The sequence below is a fragment of the Streptomyces sioyaensis genome, assembly GCF_004122735.1.
Classification (GTDB): domain Bacteria; phylum Actinomycetota; class Actinomycetes; order Streptomycetales; family Streptomycetaceae; genus Streptomyces; species Streptomyces sioyaensis.
In genome coordinates this window covers 35458-56297 of record NZ_SDIF01000020.1, presented here as the reverse complement: position 1 = coordinate 56297, position 20840 = coordinate 35458, and the positions used below count along the sequence as shown (strand labels likewise).

Genomic DNA, 20840 nt, shown 5'->3' with positions numbered 1-20840 from the left:
GTGCTTTCGGGTGACCATCGTAGGCCGATGTCTCCCGGCCGCAGAGGGGTGCGGCGCGGGGGCGGAACGTGCGCTTCTCAGTCCTCGCCGCGCTCCCGCTCCGCCAGCCGGATCACACCGACCGTGACGGCGATGAGCAGCGCCGGATCCGCCTCCCCCCGCACGACGTTGACCGCGTAGGTGTCGCGCACGGTCAGCCAGCGTCGTGAGATCTCGGCGAGCAGCTCCCCCTCGTACTCGATCGCGAACTCCCGGTCGAAGATCTTTCCGCTGACGTCCAGTTCGGTGCCGTCCACCAGCTCGACGCGATAGTGGTTGCGCAGCAGCGAGAGCCGCTTGCGCCTGATCGTGGCCAGCGGTTTGTCGTCCCGCTCGATGGTCATCGTGTCGCGCAGGCTGAGCATCTTCTTGCGGATGGTGACCAGCACCCGCCGCTCCGGGTCCTTCAGCTCGAAGGTTTCCCGCAGCCGCAGCGCCTTCCCGTCCACGAGGAAGGCGTGCCGCCCGTGCTCGTCCTCGATCCAGTAGTCGTCACCGATACCGAAAATGCGGTCACGGACCAGGTACTTACGCGAATGCGGGGCCGGCTCCCCGGGAGATTGCAGCATGGGTGACGTGTTCCCCAGGGGGCCTGCGGAATGTGCACGCACCGGAGTGACGTTGAATGTCCACATGGCTTCACGTGCACGCGTCCGCGCCCCCGAGCTGGTCGGCAAGGGCGGCTGGCTGAACACCGGCAACAAGGATCTGACCCTCTCCGACCTGCGCGGACGCATTGTCGTCCTGGATTTCTGGACCTTTTGCTGTGTGAACTGTCTGCATGTCCTGGACGAGCTGCGGGCGCTGGAGGAGCGTCACCGCGACACGGTCGTGATCGTCGGTGTGCACTCCCCGAAGTTCGTGCACGAGGCCGAGCACCAGGCGGTCGTGGACGCCGTGGAGCGCTATGGCGTGGAGCATCCGGTCCTCGACGACCCCGAGCTCGCCACGTGGAAGCAGTACGCGGTCAGGGCCTGGCCGACGCTCGTGGTGATCGACCCTGAGGGCTATGTCGTCGCCCAGCACGCCGGCGAGGGCCATGCGCACGCGATCGAGAAGCTGGTCGAGGAGCTGGAGGCCGAGCACACGGCGAAGGGCACGCTGCGCCGCGGCGACGGCCCCTACGTACCGCCGGAGCCGGTCGCCACCGATCTGCGCTTCCCCGGCAAGGCCGTCCGGCTGCCGCACGGCAGCTTCCTGGTCTCGGACACCACGCGCCATCAGCTGGTGGAGCTGGCGGCGGACGGCGAGCAGGTGCTGCGCCGCATCGGCTCCGGTGCGCGCGGGCTGACCCCCGATTCCTTCAACGAGCCGCAGGGCCTGGCGCTGCTGCCCGACGGCACGGTGGCCGTGGCGGACACGGTCAACCACGCCATCCGGGTCTTCGACCCCGAGAGCGGCGCGCTGGAGACGGTGGCCGGCACCGGCACGCAGTGGTGGCAGGGCTCGCCGACCTCGGGCCCGGCGCGCGAGGTGGCGCTCTCCTCGCCGTGGGACCTCGCCTGGTGGCGGGACCGGCTGTGGATCGCGATGGCCGGGGTGCATCAGCTGTGGACGTACGACCCGGCCACCGGCACGGTCGAGGTGGCGGCCGGCACCACCAACGAGGGCCTGGTGGACGGCCCGGCCGCCGAGGCCTGGTTCGCCCAGCCGTCCGGGCTGGCGGCGGCCGGCGAGCGGCTGTGGCTGGCCGACTCCGAGACCAGCGCGGTCCGCTGGGTGGAGCCCACCGGGACGGGCGACGGCTATGTCGTCCGTACCGCCGTCGGCACCGGCCTCTTCGACTTCGGGCACCGCGACGGCGCCGCCGGCCAGGCGCTGCTCCAGCACCCGCTGGGCCTGACCGCGCTGCCCGACGGTTCGGTGGCTATCGCGGACACCTACAACCACGCGCTGCGCCGCTTCGACCCCGCGAGCGGTGAGGTGACGACGCTGGCGACGGATCTGCGGGAGCCGTCCGCCGCGGTGCTCGTCGACGACGACATCGTGGTAGTGGAGTCGGCCCGGCACCGGCTGACCAGGCTGCGGCTGCCCGAGGAGGCGGTCCGCGTCGAGGCGGTGGCGCACCACACCCAGCGCGCGGCCACCCGGGTCGCCCCGGGCGCACTGCGGCTGAAGGTGGTCTTCCAGGCTCCCGCGGGTCAGAAGCTCGACACCCGCTACGGCCCGTCGACGCGGCTGCTGGTCAGCGCGACCCCGCCGGAGCTGCTCGCCGAGGGCGCGGGCGCGGGCACCGACCTCGGCCGCGACCTGGTGCTCGCGGACGGCGTGACCGAGGGGGTGCTGCATGTCTCGGCGATGGCCGCGTCCTGCGACGACGCCCCGGACATCGAGTACCCCGCCTGCCATGTGCACCAGCAGGACTGGGGCGTTCCGGTCGAGATCGCCGAGGGCGGGGCGGCCCGGCTGGGGCTGGTCCTCGCGGGGATGGACGCGGAGTAGACGCAGGACCGCCCGGGCCCGGTGGCGGCCCGGGCGCTCGGCCGGTCGCTGTGGTGCCGGGCTACTTCCCGACGCCGGCCGCCAGCTGGGCACCGTGGACGCTCGACGTCCAGTTGGTGACCTTGGTCTTGCCGACGGAGAGGTGCAGCCGCTTCTCCGCGAAGTTGACGGTGACCGGACCGTGCGTGACGGAGCTCGCCGAGACACCCATGAAGTCGATGGTCACCGACTTCTGCTCGGTGCCCTTGGTGGCCGCGGTGTTGGTGGGGAGGACCGCGTAGGCGTAGCCGTGGGCGGGCACGGTCAGACGGGTGCCGTCGAGGTGACCGGGTGTGCCCTGCAGCAGCGGCAGCGGGCTCTTGGCGTTGTTGAAGCGCAGCAGCGGGGCGTTGTACAGCGTGCAGTCGCGGCCGGCGGTGTTCTTGAACTTCACCGTGACGTGGCTGTCGGGGCCGCTCTGCTGGGAGAACGTGACCTTGTACGTGCTCGGGAAGCAGTCGGGCACCCGCCGCGATGCCGCCCCCGCTCCCGCCGCGGCCGCACCGCCACCGATGATCTTGCGCTTCTTGCTCTTGGAAGACGACGAGGACGACTTCGACACCGAGGACGACTTCTTCGACTTCTTCGACTTCTTCGACGAGTGGCTGTTGCAGCCGGTCAGCGCGAGCGAGCCGGCCAGTCCGAGCGCCAGTGCGGCGTACGCGGCGGAGCGGTGGCGGGAGCGGCGTGCGGTCATGGTTGGTTTCCCCCGTGGATTGCTGCGGTGTCAGCGAGGCGCGTCTGTCATGGGCACGGCCACGATATCCACTGCCGGAGGCGCGCCTCCATTTCCTTCGGGCTGACGCCGGGTTCGCCATGCTTGCGGTGCAATGCGGCCGCGCACTCCTGCGCGCGAGGGGCACTTCCGCTCCCCTGTGGCGGAAGTGTCCCTCGCATCACGCCCCGGACCGGATCCGGATCAGCCGGTGGCGTTTCACGTGAAACCCCGGGACGCCGCGTGGGATTCCGGCCCGGAGGTTCGTTGTCGCTGAGGTGCTCCGGGCCTTTGGGCGTGAGTGCCCCGCACCGGCGTAAGGAATCCGGGAGGGTACGGGCCGCCGGTCGAGACATGACGGGACGGCGGACACAGCAAAGGGCGCCCGCTGGGGGATGCGGGCGCCCTGGTTCAGGGACGGCTCACCGAAGGGTGGCTCATCAGCGCTGCTTCAACGGCGGCTCACCAGGCCGTCGCCTCGCGCACGTCCGGCTGCCAGTACGTCACCCAAGCGCTGTCGTCGACGTACGCCGCGCCGCCGGGGAGCGCCACGGCCGCCGAGCCGCCGATGCTGCCCTTGCCGTCGCGTCCGGGGAGGCTGACGGAGAGTGAGGTGGCGGTGCGGCCGTGGCGGCCGGAGCCGGCGGCGGACGAGGTCAGCACGCCCGCATAGCCGGTCTCGCCGGGGGCGAGGGTGACCACGGCCGACGGCTTGCTGGCCGACAGCTCGGGGAGCGGCGACGGTGCGTCGTCGAAGCGGAGGTCGGGGGCGAGGTGGAGATCGCAGGGGGCGCCGGAGGTGTTGGTGGCCGCCAGCAGCAGATGGTTGACCGGCCGGGTCAGCAGTCTGGCGACGATGCGGACCTTCGCGGCGCCGCAGGCGGTGTGCCGGACGGTGCCGTTGCCACCTCCGCCCGCACTGCGCGTGCTGACCGTGAGGCCGTCCGCCCCGGCCTCCACGCCGCCGTCGGTGCCGCCGCGCCCCGCGGATGTCTGCTGCGCCCGTCCGCCGTCGGCCTGCAGGCCGCCCGGTGCGGCAGCACCGCCGCCCCCGGACACCGGGACGTCGGCCTCCTGGGACTGCGGGTGGAACGGCTTGGCGGCGCTGGTCTGGAGCGGGTTGTCCTGGCCGCCGCAGGCGGTGAGGGTGAGCGCGGCGACGGCGGTCAGCCCGGCCGACGCGATCCGCAGCGTACGGCGGCGGACGGTCCGTCCCGTGCCGGGGCCACCGGTACCGGCCCTGGCACCGGTCTCCAGGACGGTCTCGGAGCGGGTGTGGCTGCGCGGCATGTCGGTCTCCCCCGGGTTCGGGTGGCCCGCACCGCGTCTGCGGTACGCCCTGCGGTCCGGCCTGAGGTCTCCCCCTGCGGCCTGATCACCAGACTGCGGCCCGCCGCTGCCGTGCCACTAACGTGCGCCTAACGCTCCCGCACGCGGGACGGACGCGGGCACGGTTCAGCCGCGCCCGTCGCTCCCGCTCCCCCCGTCACCCGGGCTGTTCCTGCCGGCCTCCCCGCTCTCGCCGTGCTCGTCCCGTGCGAACAACTGCGTCAGCGTGCTGATGGTGTAGACGTCGGTGGCCTCTTCGTCCACCAGATGCATCTCCGCGAGCCGGTCCAGGGCGTCCTGGGTGCGCTCCTGGTCGTACCCGGCGAGCGCCGCCGCCGCCGAGGCGTTGAGGTGCCCGTCCGAGGTCGTCGCGAGTGCGCTGAGCAGCCGGGCGTCATCCGCCGACAGCCGGGCGACGGACATCCGCAGCGCCGCCGCGACTCCGGCGTCCTCCGCCGACAGCAGCGCGAGCCGCCGCCGTTCGTCGTGCAGCGCCGCGGCCAGCCGGGCCAGCCGCCAGCGTGGCCGGGCGGTCAGCTGGGCGGCCGCGGCCCGCAGCGCCAGCGGCAGCCCGTCGCACAGGTCGACCAGTTCCCGCGCGGCGGCCGGGTCCTCGGCGACCCGCTCCGGGCCGAGCATCGCGCCGAGCAGCGCCGCGCCCTCCTCGTGGCCCAGCGCCTGGAGACCGACCGGCCGGGCGCAGTCGGTGGCGACCAGACCGTCGAGACGACTGCGGCTGGTGACGACCGTGGCGCAGTGCGGGCCACCGGGCAGCAGCGGCCGTACCTGCGCCGAACTGCGCGCATTGTCGAGGACGACCAGCAGCCGGCGCTCCGCGACCAGCGAGCGGAACAGCGCCGAGGCGGCCTGGGCGGAGCCGGGCACCCGCTCCGGCGGGGTGCCCAGCGCCAGCAGGAAGTCGCGCAGGATCTCGGCCGGCGCCGCCTCATCGCCCTCGCCGAAGCCGCGCAGATCGGCGAAGAGCTGGCCGTCGGGGAAGGCCCCGGCGTGCAGATGCGCCCACTGCACGGCGCAGGCCGTCTTGCCGACACCGGCCGGCCCCGCCACGACCGTGAGCGGGCTCTCGCCGGTCGTACGGTCCGTCAAGGCCGAGGTCAGGGAGGTGAGTTGGTGCTCCCGGCCCAGGAAGCGGGCCGGTGGGCGGGGCAGCAGCCGGGGGGCACCGGCCCGCGCGGGGCCCGATCCGCCCGTCGCGCCCGCCCGCGGACCGCTCTTCGCCGGTGCGGCAGCTGCGTCGTGCGTCGCCGTACCGCTGCTCCCCTGGGCAGGCAGCTGCGGCTCGCCCGTGGCGGGGGGCGCCGCGCCGGCCGTCGCGGAACGAGGCCCTCCCGCGGGCTCCCCGCCGGAAGCGCCCGAGGGCTGGGCCGCGGCTTTCCGCTGCTGCCCGGCCGCCTCCGCCCGCAGGATCTCCTCGTACGCGCCGCGCAGCCGCTCGCCGGGGTCGACGCCCAGCTCCTCGTTGAGCAGCCGCCGGGTGCGGTGGAACCACTCCAGCGCGTCGGACTGCCGTCCCGTACGGAACAGTGCCCGCATCAGCCCGGCGATCAGGCCTTCACGCAAAGGGTGGTTGACGGCCGCGGAGTACAGGATCGCGGCCGCCTGCTCGTGCTCGCCGAGCGCGCCGTACGCCCGCCCGAGTGCCTCCACGGCCGTCAGCCGGCGCTCCTCCAGCGCATGGGCGGCGGCCGCGAAGGGCGGGCTGGTGACCGTGCCGGTCAGGGCGGGGCCCCGCCACAGTCCCAGCGCCTCGCGCAGCAGTGGTACGGCATCGGCCGGCGCCGCCTCGGGGCGCGCCAGGGTCACCAGCTCACCGAACCGGTGGGCGTCGATCAGCTCCTCCGGCAGCCGCAGCAGATAGGCGGAGCCGTGCGTGGCCAGCTCGATGCCGTACGCCTCCGCACCGCCCTCGGCGAGCGTGGCGCGCAGCCGCGAGACATGCCCCTGGACGACCGTGCGGGCATGCTCCGGCGGCTCGTCCTCCCACAGGGAGTCGATCAACTGCTCCAGTGGAACAGTGGTGTTGGGTTGCAGCAACAGCAGCGCGAGCACACTGCGCCGTTTGGCGGGCCCGAGCGACAGCTCCGCGGAGCCGGTCGTCACGGCGATCGGGCCGAGCAGCGAGAAGTCCAACTCAGCCCTCCAGGAAGGCCGTCAGGGCGTTCGCCAGCAGGTACGGGTCCTCGGCACCGCACAGCTCACGCGCCGAGTGCATGGACAGGATCGCCACACCGATGTCGACCGTTGCGATGCCGTGCCGGGCCGCGGTGATCGGCCCGATGGTGGTCCCGCACGGCATCGAGTTGTTGGACACGAAGCTCTGCCACGGCACACTGGCCCGCTCGCAGGCCGCCGCGAAGACGGCCCGTCCGCTGCCGTCCGTCGCATAGCGCTGATTGACGTTGACCTTGAGGATCGGCCCGCCGTTGGGCATCGGGTGGTGCCCTGGCTCATGCCGGTCGCTGTAGTTGGGGTGCACGGCGTGCCCGGTGTCGGACGACAGGCACAGGGTGCCGGCGAAGGCCCGGGCCCGGTCCTCGTACGCACCGCCGCGGGCGAAGACCGAGCGCTCCAGCACCGTGCCGAGCAGCGGGCCGTCCGCGCCGGTGTCGGACTGGCTGCCGTTCTCCTCGTGGTCGAAGGCGGCCAGGACCGGAATGCCGGGCAGCTCGCGACCGCCGGTCGCCGCGGCGGCGAGTGCGGCCGTACCGGCGTGCACGGACAGCAGGTTGTCCATCCGCGGGCCGGCCAGCAGCTCCTGGTCGCGGCCCAGATAGGCGGGTGCCTCGATGCTGTGCACCATCAGGTCCCAGCCCTTGATGTCGTCGGCCGGGACGCCGGTCTCCTCGGCGACGAAGGCGATCAGATCGCCCTCGGCCACCTGACCCAGGCCCCAGATCGGCGTCATGTGGCGCTGCTTGTCGAGCTTGAGGCCGTCGGAATTCACCGAGCGGTCGAGGTGCACGGCCAGTTGTGGCACCCGTAGCAGCGCCCGGTCGATGTGGACGAGCCGGTGGCTGCCGTCCGCCAGCGTCACCCGCCCGCTGAGCCCCAGATCGCGGTCGAGCCAGGTATTGAGCAGCGTGCCGCCGTAGATCTCGACGGCGATCTGCCGCCAGCCGCGGGCACCGGTGTCCGGAATCGGTTTGACCCGCAGATTGGGAGAGTCGGTGTGAGCCCCGACAATTCGGTACGGAGTCGAGGGGCTCGCGCCCTCGGGCACGTACCAGGCGATGATCGCTCCGCCGCGCAGCACATACTTCCCGCCGCGCGTACCGTCCCATTCGTCGACCTCGGCGACCTGGTGGAAACCCGCCTTCTCCAGCCGCTCCGCCGCATTGGCCACCGCGTGGTAGGGCGACGGACTGGTGGCGAGGAAGGACATCAGGTCGTCGGTGTGGCCGCGATCGAAGCGGGCGGAGTTGGTCATGGATTCAGCATAAGGAGCCGGAGCGCGCATTCCTCGTGCGCATGCCTTGTGACTCCGTTCCCTTCCGGCCACGATTTCTGCGTTTCGGATCCGGATCTGCGCTGGAATGGGGAATTCCGCTTTATCTCCCGTTCGCTGGGTAGACGAGCGGATTACCGGCGGTACGGACCCGGACCGCGGCCGGCCCGCGGCCGGACAGGACGAAGCCCGCCTCTCCGGGGGAAGAGAGGCGGGCCACGCCAGTCTGGACGACCAGTCTGAGAAACCTGTAAGAACGCCGCAGCGGGCTGCGGACGGCGTTCCTAGAACGCGGCCTCGTCGAGCTCCATCAGCGACTGGTCGACGCTCTCGGCCAGACCGCGCTGGACGCCGACGCCCGGCAGGATGTTGTGCGCGAAGAACTTCGCCGCGGCGACCTTGCCGGTGTAGAAGGGCACATCCTTGGGAGACACAGCCTTCGCCGAGGCGTCGGCCAGCTTCCCGGCGGCCACGGCCGCACCCTTGAGCAGCAGGTAGCCGATGACGACATCGCCGGAGGCCATGAGCACGCGGGTGGTGTTCAGCCCGACCTTGTAGATGGACTTGACGTCCTTCTCGGTCGCCGCGAGGTCGGTCAGCATGGTGCCGACGATCGCCTCCAGGTCGGCAGCGGCCTTGGCCAGCTCGCCGCGGGCCTCGGCCAGCTCCTCGCCGCCGGTGTTGTCGGCGAGGAACTGCTTGATCTCCTCGGACAGGGCGGTGAGCGCCTGGCCCTGGTCGCGGACGATCTTCCGGAAGAAGAAGTCCTGGCCCTGGATCGCGGTGGTGCCCTCGTAGAGGGTGTCGATCTTGGCGTCCCGGATGTACTGCTCGATCGGGTACTCCTGCAGGTAGCCGGAGCCGCCGAAGATCTGCAGGGACTGGGCCAGCTGCTCGTAGGACCGCTCCGAGCCGTAGCCCTTGACGATCGGCAGGAGCAGGTCGTTGAGGCGGACCGCGGCGCTCGCGTCCTCGCCGGCGGCCTCCTTGACGAGGATCTCGTCCTGGACCGTGGCGGTGTAGAGCACCAGGGCGCGCATGCCCTCGGCGTACGCCTTCTGCGTCATCAGCGAGCGGCGCACATCGGGGTGGTGGGTGATGGTGACGCGCGGCGCGGTCTTGTCGGTGAAGGCGGCCAGGTCCGGGCCCTGCACACGCTCCTTGGCGTACTCCAGCGCGTTGAGGTAGCCGGTGGAGAGGGTGGCGATGGCCTTCGTGCCGACCATCATCCGCGCGAACTCGATGATCTTGAACATCTGGCGGATGCCGTCGTGCTTCTCGCCGAGCAGCCAGCCCTTGGCCGGGTGGTTGGCGCCGAAGGTCATCTCGCAGGTGTTGGAGGCCTTCAGGCCCATCTTGTGCTCGACGTTGGTGGCGTAGGCGCCGTTGCGCTCGCCCAGCTCGCCGGTCTCCCAGTCGAAGTCGTACTTCGGCACGATGAACAGCGACAGGCCCTTGGTGCCCGGACCGGCGCCCTCGGGGCGGGCGAGGACGAAGTGCACGATGTTCTCGGACATGTCGTGCTCACCGGAGGTGATGAAGCGCTTGACGCCCTCGATGTGCCAGGAGCCGTCCGCCTGCTGCACGGCCTTGGTGCGGCCGGCGCCGACGTCCGAACCGGCGTCCGGCTCGGTGAGCACCATGGTGGAGCCCCACTGCTTGTCCACCATCAGCTGGGCTATGCGGTGCTGCTCCTCGGTGCCCTCGTCGAAGAGCACACCGGCGAAGGCGGGGCCGGACGCGTACATCCACACGGCCGGGTTGGCGCCCAGGATCGTCTCGGCGAAGCCCCAGAGGAGGGAGCGGGGCGCGGTGGTGCCGCCGAGCTCCTCCGGGATGCCCAGACGCCACCACTCGGCGTCCATGAAGGCCTGGTAGCTCTTCTTGAAGGTGTCCGGAACCGGCGCGGTGTTGGTGTCCGGGTCGAAGACCGGAGGGGTGCGGTCGGCGTCGGCGAAGGACTCGGCCAGCTCGTTCTCGGACAGCCGGGCGATCTCGGACAGCACGCTCTTGGCGGTGTCGACATCCATCTCCGCGAACGGTCCGGTGCCGTACACGCTGTCGCGGCCGAGGACCTCGAAGAGGTTGAACTCGATGTCGCGGAGATTCGACTTGTAGTGGCCCATGGGTACGGCTCCGTAAGGGTTCGGGAGAGGGCCCCAAGGGAGGGACCTCAGACGCAATACCAGCTAGTAGCTAAATGATGCTACCCACGGGTAATAAGAATCAACCCCTTCCGCGCATCTGTGACGAGCGTCCCCCGGTGCGCCGCCGACTCAGTACGCTGTGCCGCATGTACGGCTACGACCAGAACGCGGGTGCCGGGCAGCAGCAGTACGGTGCGCCGCCCCCGCCGCAGCAACCGGCCCCCGGGGGTTACGGCGAGCAGCCGCTCTACCCCGAGCCGTCCCCGCCTTCCCTGGCCGATGCGGTGCGCGCCTTCACCACCGGCTCGACGTCGGCCGAGGACTTCCAGGGCATCTTCTCCACGTCCAAGATCTACTGCCCGCGCGGTGACAACCCCGGCTTCCTGGCGCTGCACAACACCCAGCAGCCGGTGATCCCGATGTTCACCTCGCTCAAGGAGCTGCGGCGGTACGCGGGCAAGGAGTCCAAGTACTTCGTGATCACCGGCGCCGAGGTCCTCGACCTGCTGCCGACCGGCTACGGCTTCGTCCTCGACATGGAGGGCGACCACCGGATGGTCTTCGACGCGAAAGCCGTGGAGCAGATGGTCGACTTCGCGATGCGGCGGATGTACGGATGATGCGGCGGATGTACGGATAGCGGCTGTACGGCGGCCGGGGCCGGTAGGGTTCCGGCCGTTTTTGTCGTGTGAGGGGGTCGGTCCCGGGAGGGGCCGGCCCCTTCGGTCGTGCGTCGGGCCGTGCGTCGGGCCGTGGTGATCCGCGGGCTGGGCCGCGTGCCGGTCCGTGTTCCGGGCGCGTGCCGCGACGTCCTCGTAACCCCTTTGACCTGCACATATGCAGGCGGGAATATCGCACCCCTTGCCAGTTGTTCAGTATTCAACTAAGTTGGGTGCGACCGAGGAGGCTCTGATGCCCGCTGTGACCGTAGAGAACCCGCTGACCCTGCCGCGTGTGGCGGCGCCCGTTGCGGGGCACACCCGTCCTGCGCTGGCCGTAGCCACCGCTCCGAGTGGATTCGAGGGCGAGGGCTTTCCGGTGCGCCGGGCGTTCGCCGGCATCGACTACCAGCACCTCGACCCGTTCATCATGATGGATCAGATGGGCGAGGTGGAGTACGCGCCCGGCGAGCCCAAGGACTCTATCAGTTGGGGGTGCACTCACTCCCGCGCTTCACTGGCCGGCGAAAACGCGCCAGGGAATGCGGCACGCCTTGCAGGTTGTTCAGTCTTCAACTAAGTTTGCTGCACGACCGAGGAGGCCGTCATGCCCGCAGTGACCGTAGAAAACCCGCTGACCCTGCCGCGTGTGGCGGCGCCCGCCGAAGGTGCTCAGCCGCGCAGTGTGCTGGCCGTCTCGACCGCCCCCAGCGGCTTCGAGGGGGAGGGTTTCCCCGTCCGCCGCGCGTTCGCCGGGATCGACTACAAGCACCTCGACCCGTTCATCATGATGGATCAGATGGGTGAGGTGGAGTACCAAGCTGGGGAGGCGAAAGGGACTCCCTGGCACCCGCATCGGGGCTTCGAAACCGTCACGTACCTCATGGACGGCACCTTCGTGCACCAGGACTCTCACGGTGGCGGTGGCGTCATCACCGACGGAGACACGCAGTGGATGACGGCAGGTTCCGGCCTCCTGCACATCGAGGCGCCGCCGGAGTCGCTGGTCATGTCCGGCGGCCTGTTCCACGGCCTCCAGCTCTGGGTGAATCTGCCGCGTGAGGACAAGATGATCCCGCCGAAGTACCAGGACATCCGGGGCGGCAACGTCAAGCTGCTGACTTCCGGAGACGGCGGCGCGCTGATCCGGCTGATCGCCGGTGACGTGGCGGGCCACGAAGGTCCCGGTTCGACACACACCCCGATCACCATGATCCACATGTCGGTGAACCCCGGCGCCTCGGTCACTCTCCCTTGGCGGGCCGACTTCAACGCCCTCGCCTACGGGCTCGCGGGTCTTGGCTCGGCGGGTGCGGAGCGGCGGCCCTTCCGGATGGGGCAGGCGGTCGTCTTCGGGCAGGGGGACTCGCTCACGATCCGGGCGGACGATGCCCAGGAGTCCCGTAGCGAGAACTTCGAGGTCGTGCTGCTCGGTGGGCTGCCGATCAGGGAGCCGATGATGCACTACGGGCCGTTCGTCATGAACACCCACGCTGAGCTGGCCCAAGCCTTCGAGGACTTCCAGGCGGGACGGCTGGGAACCATTCCCGCTGCTTGATTGCGAATGCTCCGCCCGTCTGTTCCCACAAGTGGGGACAAGTTCGCCAACCACGCCCCATGGCCGTAGGTCCTGCGGCGCCCGGGGTGTGGTCAGGCGTGCGAGGGCTTAGTGCCGTTGAGGTGGGAGCGGGCGGCGGCGGTGAACGCGTCGATCGCCTGTGTCATGCGTAGGTGCGCCGGCAGGCCAGCATCGGGTTGGCGTCCTTCTACGAGAGCGCGGAAGGCAGATCCCGGGCGGTTGCCATCCTTGGCCTCATCGCGTACCTGGTCGGCGTAGTGGATGACGTCGTTGGCGAGGACGGCGACTTGGTCTGGCCCTTCGAGGGAGACGGCAGCCGCAGCGCCATATAAGGGCTTGATTGGGACAGTAGCTCTGACCCGAACGGCGCGGCGTTCGATCTCATCCCTACCGTCCTCGAAGAACGAGTCAATGCCCATGGCGCTGTGCGCCTCTTCGAAGCAAGAGTTCCATGTGGTCTGACTGGCGTACGCGTTCGCAGCGGCGAGAAAACCGGTGTACGCGTCGCGCTGGTGCTGCCGCCGTACGGCATCCACGGGGCCGTTGTAGGCGGCGCGGCCCTGGACGCGGCCAGCTGCGTATGAGGCGGCGGCAGCGAGTACGGACACAGGGGTGGAGATGAGCGTGGCAACGACGGCGGGATCCATGACGGTGGATCCTGCCGCATCGGGAGCGCCCAGCATGGGCTATTCGGACTACTTGGCAGGCCGAGCGGCACAGCCAAAGATTGTCTGCCCAGCTCCAGGATTTGAACCAGGTCGAGCCGTTCACCGGGGGATGACCAGGTCGGTCAGCTCACTGGGTGAGGGCACCTTCCCGCGGTTGATTACGATCACTGCGACAAGTGCGACTACTGGGAGCAGGGCAGTAAGCGCAGCCTCGGGTAGCCCGGCGACGGAAGCGCCCGCCATGATCAGAACGACGACGCCCCCGACCGCTGCCATTCGCAGGTGCTCCCGGGGAACGACGGGTACGGCATCGCCTATCTGTTCGTCGTCGAGCAATTGGCCAACCCTTCCTTCTGCGTACCGCTCGGCGATCACCAGCAACATGACCGTTAGGTCGCGTAGCACTCGCCCAGGCTCGATGTCCTGCTCTGCTTCGGCCGCCCGCAACGCTCCGACCACCCGTGCTGCGTGGGCCTTGAGTACCCGCTCGTGATGATGCCGCGCCTTGCCTCGCCGCGTACGGTGTGCTCGCCAGATGACGCGCTCTACCTTCCGCATTGAAACCCTGGGAACATCGTCTCCGGGCTGCCTGGTTGCCCAATTCCGGTGCGCCCGGGCACACTGCACGGCGGCAACAACCAGTACGATCACTGGCCAGCACCGTACGTAGTCGCCAGTCCGTAGCTTCCGCTTTTTCTCCAAGCGTTCCCGGCGCTGACGCTGCTCTCCGCCCTCCGCCATCGCCGCGCCGAGCCTCTGAAGAAGCGGCGCCATGGACAGGCCGACAACGATCACCAGGACGCCACGCAGCGACTTAAAGACGTCAGTGGGGCCCTTCCACGCCTGAACGGTTCGTGGGATTGAAGTCACGGTCCGGATGAGGGCACGCAGTGGCTCCGCCGCCTCCCGGTCGCCTTCACGGGGGACATGGAGATGCCAGAAGGCTGCATAAGCCTCCGCGTTCCACACGATCAGCGCGAACATCACGAAAGCCACCAACGACATAGGCACAGTCAGCTGGGCCGCATACCACCACCGTGTCACCCACAGGGGAGTGTGCGCGGGTCCAGGCGGCATCGCGTCGGCTACTACCGCTGGCAGCACTTCCCGCGCTTCCGTAAGAAACACATCGGCTTGCCGCGTCGCCAGCTCGCCGCGACGCCGCTTGAGCTCAGCAACTACCCGGCGGTTCACGGGCTCAGATATGCATCGGCGAAGCCACGCCCGAAAGGGTAAGTACGACCACAGCGCGCCGGCTGTGACCAGTACGAGCACCTCAGCTACCACAACTACCACGGCCACGAATACCTTCACGTGGTGCAGTCTTGTCCATCGCTCGCTCGTGGGAGTCGAAACTGGCACGTAGGCATGGCGGGCGGTTTGTCGCTTGAGGGAAGCGGGGCCATTTGCAGTTCACCCGCTGCGGGTGGGGTGAGTACCGTTCTTGTGTCGAGCCTGAACGGAACCACAGGAGTCCATCATGCCGCGGGAGTTGGAAGAGCAAGAAGCCATCGGACGCCGGATCAAGCGTCGCCGACTCGAACTCGGCATGCCACAGGCTGATCTTGGTGCCGCCGTCAGGAAGACCCAGGGATGGGTGTCGAAGGTCGAACGGGGCCGACTCGAACTGGACCGCGCCGGGCTGATCAACGCGATTGCTGGAGCGCTGCACTGCCACCCCAACGACCTGATCGGGCGCCCGTACCCCGGCACTGTGGCCGAGAACCAATGGCAGACTGCTGCTTCCTCCATCCTGCGGGAGCTGCGCCGGTATGACCTGACGCCGGTCTTTGACGGGGTTCCCCGGCCGTCGGGGGAGCTGTGGCAGGAGACCGTTCGTCTCTACCGGCTGCGGGATGCTGCCGCGAACTCAGCGATCATCCGGAGCCTCCCCGATCTCTTCCGCGAAGCGCGCGCCCTGGCCGAGGTCTCTACCGGCCGCGAGCGAGAGGAGGCGTTCGCGATCTACGCGGTGGCATGCAAGTTCGCCCACACTGCGGCTCATGCCCTCGGACACGCCGAACTCATCGCCGTGTCGTGCGAAAGGGCGGTGTGGTCCGCGCAGTTGTCCGGAGACCCGTTGATGCCGTCGGTGGCCGACTGGATGCGGGTCTGGGACATGTGGGCCACCGCCGACTGGGAAGACGCCGTCACCCTCTCGGACAAGGCGTTGGCAGCCGCACAGGACGCCTACGACAGTGGCGACCCCTTGGCCCTGAGGGTGTGGGGCTCCGGCCAACTCCGGGCGGCTGTCAGCGCTGCCCGTGCCGGCCGTAAGGAGGAAACAGCGGACCGCATCCAGCACGCCAGGGAGGCGGGGGCGCGCCTCGACGGGCACACCGGTGCTGACGCCTTCGACCGCTACTCGTTGAACTTCTCCAGCGGGAACGTGGAGATCCACGCGATTTCAGTGGCGCTGGAGATGGGGGACCAGGCGCAAGCCATCAGCCTCGAACGGCGGGCCGAGCCGGGCCAGATCGATGCCCTGCCGAACTCCCGCAGAGGCCACCACCACATGGACATGTCCCGTGCGTGGCTGTGGGACGGGAACCGGAGCAAGGCCCTGGGCGAGCTGAGGAAGGCTGAGGGGCTGGCGCCGCAACTGGTGCGCAATCACCCGATCGCTCGGGCGACGCTTCGTCAGATCGTTTATGCCGAGCGGGAGTCCACGCGGGAGCAGCTGCGGGGGATGTCCAACCGATTTCACCTGGATGACCAGGAGCTATTCCACTGATTCATATTGGAGGGTAGCGGCGTCCTTACCGTCTGTTGCATGACGGAAGGACGACGCACCTCCCAAGACCGCCAGCGACGACGAACGCTGGCAGATGCGGCTTCTGGTTGGGAGCCCAAGCGCGGTGACCTCGCATACGACACCCAGAAGCACAGCGTGGGCGTCGTGGTCGCGCTGCCTGAAGACACCGGGACCACGGTCTACGGTCTCCGTCCTGATGGTGGCGGTGATGGTTGGACGGCGCCCCGTGAACGTCTGCGGGAGCGCTTCGATGTGGCGTTCGACGGCCTCACCCTGGATGAGGCCGCGATGCCCCCGGGCGGATTCCCACCCGACACGGGGTGCGCGTCATGAGCACCAGGTCTCTCGGCCTCGGGCACCTCGATCACCCGTTGCTGGGGCACCGGGTAGTTGACCACGCCCACGGTGACCGTGTCGGTGTCCTTCGGGCGCTCGCCCCGGAAGTGAAGGGCGACAACCTCGCCCCCGTCATCAGTGTTCCGGATACCCGTCCTGTGGCTTGGTTGGCACCGGAAACCGGCGGCCGGGAGTGGACGACAGACCCCACGGCGATCGAGGCGGCCCAGTGAGTGGCGCGCACGCAAGGCAGCGCCCTGCCCCGTCGTTCGGACTCGCGGTCTGGCGCCCGATCGCCGCCCTCGCGCTGCTGGGAGCAGGAGCCCCTGTGGTGGCTGTTGTCAGTACCGAGGGCGCCCGTAGCGCACCTGCCTCGGCCAGTGCTCCGGACGCCAGCCCGGAGCCGGCAGCGCCCCACCTCCCCGACAGGCCGCGCAGCTTCCCCTAGAGCCGCCCTGCGGCAGGGAAAGGCCCTCGCGCCCCAGATAGCCGATTTCCTGCCGCGGGGCCCACCACGCCGCCGGAACCGTGTGGGCGCTACCGGCGGCACGGGCAGGCCCGGAGTCCCCCCGACTCCTCGATGAGGGGCCTGCCCGCTGGTCGGCCACCCGGACCTCTCTGCCCCCGGGTGGCCGACCTCCATGACCCCCGCCCCGGGCGGAACACCGCCCGCAACCCTTGGACAGGTCGAGCGCCGTCCCGGGGCGGGTTCCGGAAGAGATCCGTTCGATACCTCGTAGGAGGAGCAATGCCGAACATGACCCCCGCCGAAACGGCGGGCGAAGCCACCACGTCCGGGCTCGTCAAGGCCCGCCGACGGATCAACGCGGCGCGTGAACGTGGTGCCACCCCGTCCGATGGCGGCAGCACCGGCCGCACCGACAACAACGACTGACCTGGAGGTCATGCGTTGTCGCCGCTGAATCTGGCGGCGCACCTGGGCCAGGACGAGTTCCTGGCCCAGGTGCTCCACCGCCACTACCGCCATGTACCCGGCGCTCTCCCCAACCTGGGCGAGCTGATCACCTGGGACGACCTCAACACCGTCCTGGCCACCCATCGCATGGACCCGCCCCGACTGCGGCTGTCCATAGACGGCGAGATGCTGCCGCAGCACCGCTACACCACGCCCGTCATCACCCGAAGGCACACCGTCTGGCAACGACACCACCCCGCCGAACTGCATGGCCGGCTGGCTGAGGGCGCCTCGCTCGTCATCGATGCCGTGGACCAGCTTCATCCAGGCGTCGGCCGCGCCGCGATGGAACTCGAAAGGTGGCTCCGGACCGGGGTACAGGCCAACCTGTACGCCTCCTGGACAGCCCGCGAGGGCTTTGGCGTGCACTGGGACGACCACGACGTGATCGTTACCCAGGTCGACGGATTGAAGCGCTGGAAGCTGTACGGACCGACCCGTACGGCCCCCATGTACAAGGACACCGAGGAGCCCGAGCCACCACCTTCGGAACCGCTCGTCGAATTAGTCCTGCGACCTGGTGACCTGCTGTACCTCCCGCGCGGCTGGTGGCACTCCGTCTCGGCCTCCGAAGGCGTGCACTCCCTCCACCTCACCTTTGGAATCCAGACCACCACTGGCGCACAGCTCGTCTCCTGGCTCGCGGATGAACTGCGTCGGCATGACGTGCTCCGTGCTGACCTGCCGGTGCACGCTTCGGCCCCGGCACAGGCTGCCTACCTGGCACAGCTCCGCAAGGAGGTGGCGACGGCCCTGGAGGATCCGGCGCTGATCACCAGGTACACCGCGATGCGGGACGGGGCGGACCTCACACGGCTGCGGCCGAGCCTGCCGCACATCGCCGGCGTGCCCGCGGATCCCGATATCCGGGTTCAACTGGCCACCGGACGCGCCTACGTTGAGCCCACAGAGCATGGCGTCACCTTCCGTGCCTGTGACAACGAATGGGACATGGCGACGGAGGCCGCACCGCTGCTCTGGTGCCTGATCTTCGCTGTTCCGGAGGCGGTATCACTCGGCGAACTGGCCGAGACCGCAGGTCTTTCCGTGGCCGATGCTGCGGCTCTGGTGACAGAACTGGTCAACGGGCAGGCCGCCACGGTGACGGGGAGGCACCTGTGAATACGGCATCCCTGGGGCTCGGGACCTACCGCGTGCAGCCTGCCTCCCTGGCTGACGCAGTGCGACTGGCGGCATCCGATCCGGCTACCGCATGGGTGGACACCGCCCCGAACTATCAGGCGGGCCGTGCGCAGACCTTGATCGCTTACGCGCTGGACGGGCAACCGGTGCCGGTCTCGACCAAGGTGGGGTTCTTGACCCCCGAGACAACGAAGGCCGCTCTGGCTGACGGGGTCTTGTCCACCGATGAGGCAGCGGCTGGGCATTGCCTGAATGCGGCATACGTTCACTGGCAGTGCGCGCGCAACCGCGTTGAACTGGGAAGGGGCCACCTGGACGCGGTCTTCGTCCACAACCCTGAGCGGGTGGCCACGAAGCCGAATGAGGTGCTGCGGGAAGCCTTCACGGCTCTGGAGGCAGAGGCAGCTGCCGGTGCCCTCGACAGCTATGGCGTCGCGACCTGGGACGGCTTTGACACCGGACTGCTGAACGTTCCCCATTTGGACCGGCTGGCCACGGAAGCGGCAGGCACTGCTGATCACCACCTGCGTGCGCTTCAGCTTCCCGTTTCCCTCGTCACCGCCACCGCGTTCCGGCTGGCACTGCACGGACGCGGGCCCATCGCGCAGGCAGGTCAACGAGGTTGGGAGGTGTACGCCTCCGCACCGCTGTTCGGCGGCGAATTGCCCAACCTGGCCACCCGCGACCTCGCTGATCTTGTGGGCTCAGAACTCAGCGTCACCCAGGCGTGTCTTCTGGCCGCAGCGTCATGCCCTGGAGTGACACGAATTCTCCTCTCCTCATCGGACCCCGCACACTGGGCGGAAGCGCGGGCCGCTCTCGAACAACCGCCGGTCTGTGTCGCGACGTTGCGAAAGGTGCTGGATGTACTCGCCGCCGACTGACCTGGATGACGAACGCCGAATGTGTCGGGAGTTCGCCCGGAGCGCGGACAGGCTCGGCGTGACTCTCGACGGCCCGGAAATCTGGGGCTGGCACGGCCGAACCCTCAGTAGCCACGCCGTTCACCCTGACCATGGCGAGTGTTGGTTGCGGATGATCTCTGCCCCGGAGGACAGGGCGGGGGGAAAGATCTGGGAGGGCAACCGTGAAGCCGCCGTTCTCTTTGACGGCCGTGTTCACAAACCGGTCCTCCATGGGGCCTCGCAGGACACTCGTGACGGCTTCGCTCACCTTGCCGAACTGCACAGCTTCGTGAGCGAACCGGTCTGCTCATCGTCGCCGGTACTGCGACAAGACCTCGACTTGCCCAGCTCCTGGTGGTCCTCCCTGCGTAAGGACCTTGAACAGGTCAACGGGATGCCCACGGAGCGCGTGGCCGTGCGGCAGGAATGGGTAGACCGAAGCGTTCCACGCTTCCTTGACCTGCCCGCTCCACGGATCACCGAGTGGGCCACCGCGCACGGTGACCTGCATGCCGCCAACCTCACCAGCGTTACGCCCGTCCTGCTCGACTGGGAGGGCTTCGGGCTCGCGCCAGTCGGCTACGACGCAGCCATGCTGCTGGCCTACTCGCTGCTCGCTCCCGGATTCGCTGATGGTGTCCGCGAGGCGTTCCCAGTGCTCGCGACGGAGTCCGGCCGCGTCGCACAACTCGTCGTCCTCACAGAGCTGATGCAGTCAGCGTCACGTGGCGACCACCCGGAACTCATCCCTGCACTTCGAGCCCTTGCCGCAGAGCTGTCCTGAGTCCTATCGCCCCGTTGATGTCCCTCAACCGGACAACAGCGGGGCTTCTTCGTGTCCGGACCTGCGCCACCGAAAGCACGCCACGACGCTCCCGCGCTGTGGGGAGCACTGGCCATGTATGTCTCGCTCTGCCCTCGCTGACCTCAGCTGCGTTGGTCATGACCCCGAACAGAGTGTTTGCTCTCCGGCTCCCCGCGCCATGTCGGGGCTGTCTGCTGCCCCTGGCGGGCTGTGCGGTGTGGTGCCGGCTGGGCTGGCGATCAGGCGCTGGGCTGGTGGCCGTAGCTGCCCAGATGTGCTGCGTGCCTGGGGCTGGCCTGTGTTGGCTCTGGCGCTGTTGGGGCTGCGTGCTGGCCTGTGGCCTTCGCTTCTCTCTCTTCGCGCGCCAGTCTCCGGGCTCCGCTGAGCGGGGCGCAGACAGGAGCGTGCGGCGTCCGGCGGCGGCGCGCGGCGGGCCGCGTCAGCGGACCGCCCCTTGATTCAGTAAAGAGGATTTGAACCGCGCTCTTGCCAACTTCTGCTTGGTGCAGGCGTGCTGCGCGTCTGCTTCGCTTCGGCCGCAAGTCGTGCGCTCCCTTGGCGTGAGGCAGGGCGAAACATAGCCGCACATCGCCGGTTAGCCAAACCGGCCTTTCTCCCTACGGTTGAGGTTCCCAGGGGCAGCCCGCAGTACCGGAATTCTGCCTGCCGTGCCCGAGCCGATTGGAGGTGAGTGCGATGCGTGGTCGCCCTGTTGTGAGTCTTGTTTCGGAGCGTTCGCGACTGCGGCGGCGGAACATAGCAGCAAATCCCCGGTTACCGAAACCGGGGATCGTGCGGATAGTTGAGGGTCTTCGCGGGACCAACCTGCGACACAAG

The 20840-nt window shown here is 69.2% G+C and carries 17 protein-coding genes and 1 pseudogene; 10 read left to right on the top strand and 8 right to left on the bottom strand.

The genetic code is table 11. The annotated features are described in order from the left end of the window. Positions 1-77 precede the first annotated feature (77 nt). On the bottom strand, positions 78-608 hold the full coding sequence (locus tag EST54_RS10010) for an LURP-one-related/scramblase family protein (protein WP_129247182.1): 531 nt from the start codon (positions 606-608) through the stop codon (positions 78-80). Positions 609-672: 64 nt separating this feature from the next. Here EST54_RS10010 and EST54_RS10005 point away from each other — a divergent pair, with 64 nt between their 5' ends. Continuing rightward, a complete protein-coding gene (locus EST54_RS10005; protein WP_129247180.1) occupies positions 673-2481 on the top strand; it encodes an NHL domain-containing thioredoxin family protein in 1809 nt (602 codons plus the stop codon). 61 nt (positions 2482-2542) lie between these two features. On the opposite strand, the gene EST54_RS10000 is transcribed toward EST54_RS10005, so the two are convergent. From EST54_RS10000 to EST54_RS09980, 5 genes are all read right to left on the bottom strand, one after another. Then, complete coding sequence (locus EST54_RS10000) at positions 2543-3217, bottom strand: DUF4232 domain-containing protein (RefSeq protein ID WP_129247178.1); 675 nt, start codon at positions 3215-3217, stop codon at positions 2543-2545. 480 nt (positions 3218-3697) lie between these two features. Next, complete coding sequence (locus tag EST54_RS09995) at positions 3698-4525, bottom strand: DUF4232 domain-containing protein (RefSeq protein WP_129247176.1); 828 nt, start codon at positions 4523-4525, stop codon at positions 3698-3700. Positions 4526-4690: 165 nt separating this feature from the next. Then, positions 4691-6715: an AfsR/SARP family transcriptional regulator gene (locus tag EST54_RS09990; protein ID WP_129247173.1), complete on the bottom strand. Its 2025-nt coding sequence runs from the start codon at positions 6713-6715 to the stop codon at positions 4691-4693. 1 nt (position 6716) lies between these two features. Then, positions 6717-8012: a M18 family aminopeptidase gene (locus tag EST54_RS09985; RefSeq protein WP_129247171.1), complete on the bottom strand. Its 1296-nt coding sequence runs from the start codon at positions 8010-8012 to the stop codon at positions 6717-6719. Between the two features lie 302 nt (positions 8013-8314). After that, a complete protein-coding gene (locus EST54_RS09980; RefSeq protein WP_129247168.1) occupies positions 8315-10156 on the bottom strand; it encodes an acyl-CoA dehydrogenase in 1842 nt (613 codons plus the stop codon). 167 nt (positions 10157-10323) lie between these two features. Here EST54_RS09980 and EST54_RS09975 point away from each other — a divergent pair, with 167 nt between their 5' ends. From EST54_RS09975 to EST54_RS09965, 3 genes and pseudogenes are all read left to right on the top strand, one after another. Then, positions 10324-10797 (top strand): SseB family protein, encoded by a 474-nt coding sequence (locus EST54_RS09975; RefSeq protein WP_006604511.1) that lies wholly within the window; start codon positions 10324-10326, stop codon positions 10795-10797. A 292-nt stretch (positions 10798-11089) separates the two neighbouring features. Continuing rightward, a pseudogene (locus EST54_RS09970) lies at positions 11090-11314 on the top strand (pirin family protein); the annotation flags it as partial. A gap of 129 nt (positions 11315-11443) precedes the next feature. Next, positions 11444-12394, top strand: coding sequence for a pirin family protein (locus EST54_RS09965; protein WP_129247166.1), 951 nt, complete (start codon positions 11444-11446; stop codon positions 12392-12394). A gap of 92 nt (positions 12395-12486) precedes the next feature. On the opposite strand, the gene EST54_RS09960 is transcribed toward EST54_RS09965, so the two are convergent. After that, entirely contained in the window at positions 12487-13062 is a 576-nt protein-coding gene (locus tag EST54_RS09960) for a hypothetical protein (RefSeq protein ID WP_129247164.1), read from the bottom strand. A gap of 120 nt (positions 13063-13182) precedes the next feature. Further along, a complete protein-coding gene (locus tag EST54_RS35300; protein WP_239013194.1) occupies positions 13183-14397 on the bottom strand; it encodes a hypothetical protein in 1215 nt (404 codons plus the stop codon). 166 nt (positions 14398-14563) lie between these two features. Between EST54_RS35300 and EST54_RS09950 the strand changes: the two genes are divergently transcribed. The 6 genes from EST54_RS09950 to EST54_RS09925 all read left to right on the top strand — a co-directional run bounded on the left by EST54_RS09950 (position 14564) and on the right by EST54_RS09925 (position 19982). Then, the gene (locus tag EST54_RS09950) at positions 14564-15817 is read left to right on the top strand and encodes a helix-turn-helix domain-containing protein (RefSeq protein ID WP_129247162.1); all 1254 of its coding nucleotides are present in this window, start codon (positions 14564-14566) and stop codon (positions 15815-15817) included. 39 nt (positions 15818-15856) lie between these two features. Beyond that, the gene (locus EST54_RS09945) at positions 15857-16171 is read left to right on the top strand and encodes a hypothetical protein (RefSeq protein WP_129247160.1); all 315 of its coding nucleotides are present in this window, start codon (positions 15857-15859) and stop codon (positions 16169-16171) included. 760 nt (positions 16172-16931) lie between these two features. Continuing rightward, complete coding sequence (locus tag EST54_RS34610; protein WP_167511517.1) at positions 16932-17069, top strand: hypothetical protein; 138 nt, start codon at positions 16932-16934, stop codon at positions 17067-17069. 15 nt (positions 17070-17084) lie between these two features. After that, positions 17085-18272 (top strand): cupin domain-containing protein, encoded by a 1188-nt coding sequence (locus tag EST54_RS09935; protein ID WP_129247154.1) that lies wholly within the window; start codon positions 17085-17087, stop codon positions 18270-18272. After that, entirely contained in the window at positions 18269-19177 is a 909-nt protein-coding gene (locus EST54_RS09930; RefSeq protein ID WP_129247152.1) for an aldo/keto reductase, read from the top strand. The genes EST54_RS09935 and EST54_RS09930 overlap by 4 nt, the downstream gene beginning before the upstream one ends. Positions 19178-19235: 58 nt before the next feature. Beyond that, positions 19236-19982: a phosphotransferase gene (locus EST54_RS09925; RefSeq protein WP_161989271.1), complete on the top strand. Its 747-nt coding sequence runs from the start codon at positions 19236-19238 to the stop codon at positions 19980-19982. Positions 19983-20840: the final 858 nt, after the last annotated feature.

Excerpts from the sequence above, each read along its gene's own strand:
- EST54_RS10010 (WP_129247182.1), bottom strand. The coding sequence starts at position 608 with ATGCTGCAATCTCCCGGGGAGCCGGCCCCGCATTCGCGTAAGTACCTG.
- EST54_RS10005 (WP_129247180.1), top strand. The coding sequence starts at position 673 with ATGGCTTCACGTGCACGCGTCCGCGCCCCCGAGCTGGTCGGCAAGGGC.
- EST54_RS10000 (WP_129247178.1), bottom strand. The coding sequence starts at position 3,217 with ATGACCGCACGCCGCTCCCGCCACCGCTCCGCCGCGTACGCCGCACTG.
- EST54_RS09995 (WP_129247176.1), bottom strand. The coding sequence starts at position 4,525 with ATGCCGCGCAGCCACACCCGCTCCGAGACCGTCCTGGAGACCGGTGCC.
- EST54_RS09985 (WP_129247171.1), bottom strand. The coding sequence starts at position 8,012 with ATGACCAACTCCGCCCGCTTCGATCGCGGCCACACCGACGACCTGATG.
- EST54_RS09980 (WP_129247168.1), bottom strand. The coding sequence starts at position 10,156 with ATGGGCCACTACAAGTCGAATCTCCGCGACATCGAGTTCAACCTCTTC.
- EST54_RS09975 (WP_006604511.1), top strand. The coding sequence starts at position 10,324 with ATGTACGGCTACGACCAGAACGCGGGTGCCGGGCAGCAGCAGTACGGT.
- EST54_RS09965 (WP_129247166.1), top strand. The coding sequence starts at position 11,444 with ATGCCCGCAGTGACCGTAGAAAACCCGCTGACCCTGCCGCGTGTGGCG.
- EST54_RS09960 (WP_129247164.1), bottom strand. The coding sequence starts at position 13,062 with ATGGATCCCGCCGTCGTTGCCACGCTCATCTCCACCCCTGTGTCCGTA.
- EST54_RS09950 (WP_129247162.1), top strand. The coding sequence starts at position 14,564 with ATGCCGCGGGAGTTGGAAGAGCAAGAAGCCATCGGACGCCGGATCAAG.
- EST54_RS09945 (WP_129247160.1), top strand. The coding sequence starts at position 15,857 with ATGACGGAAGGACGACGCACCTCCCAAGACCGCCAGCGACGACGAACG.
- EST54_RS34610 (WP_167511517.1), top strand. The coding sequence starts at position 16,932 with ATGACCCCCGCCGAAACGGCGGGCGAAGCCACCACGTCCGGGCTCGTC.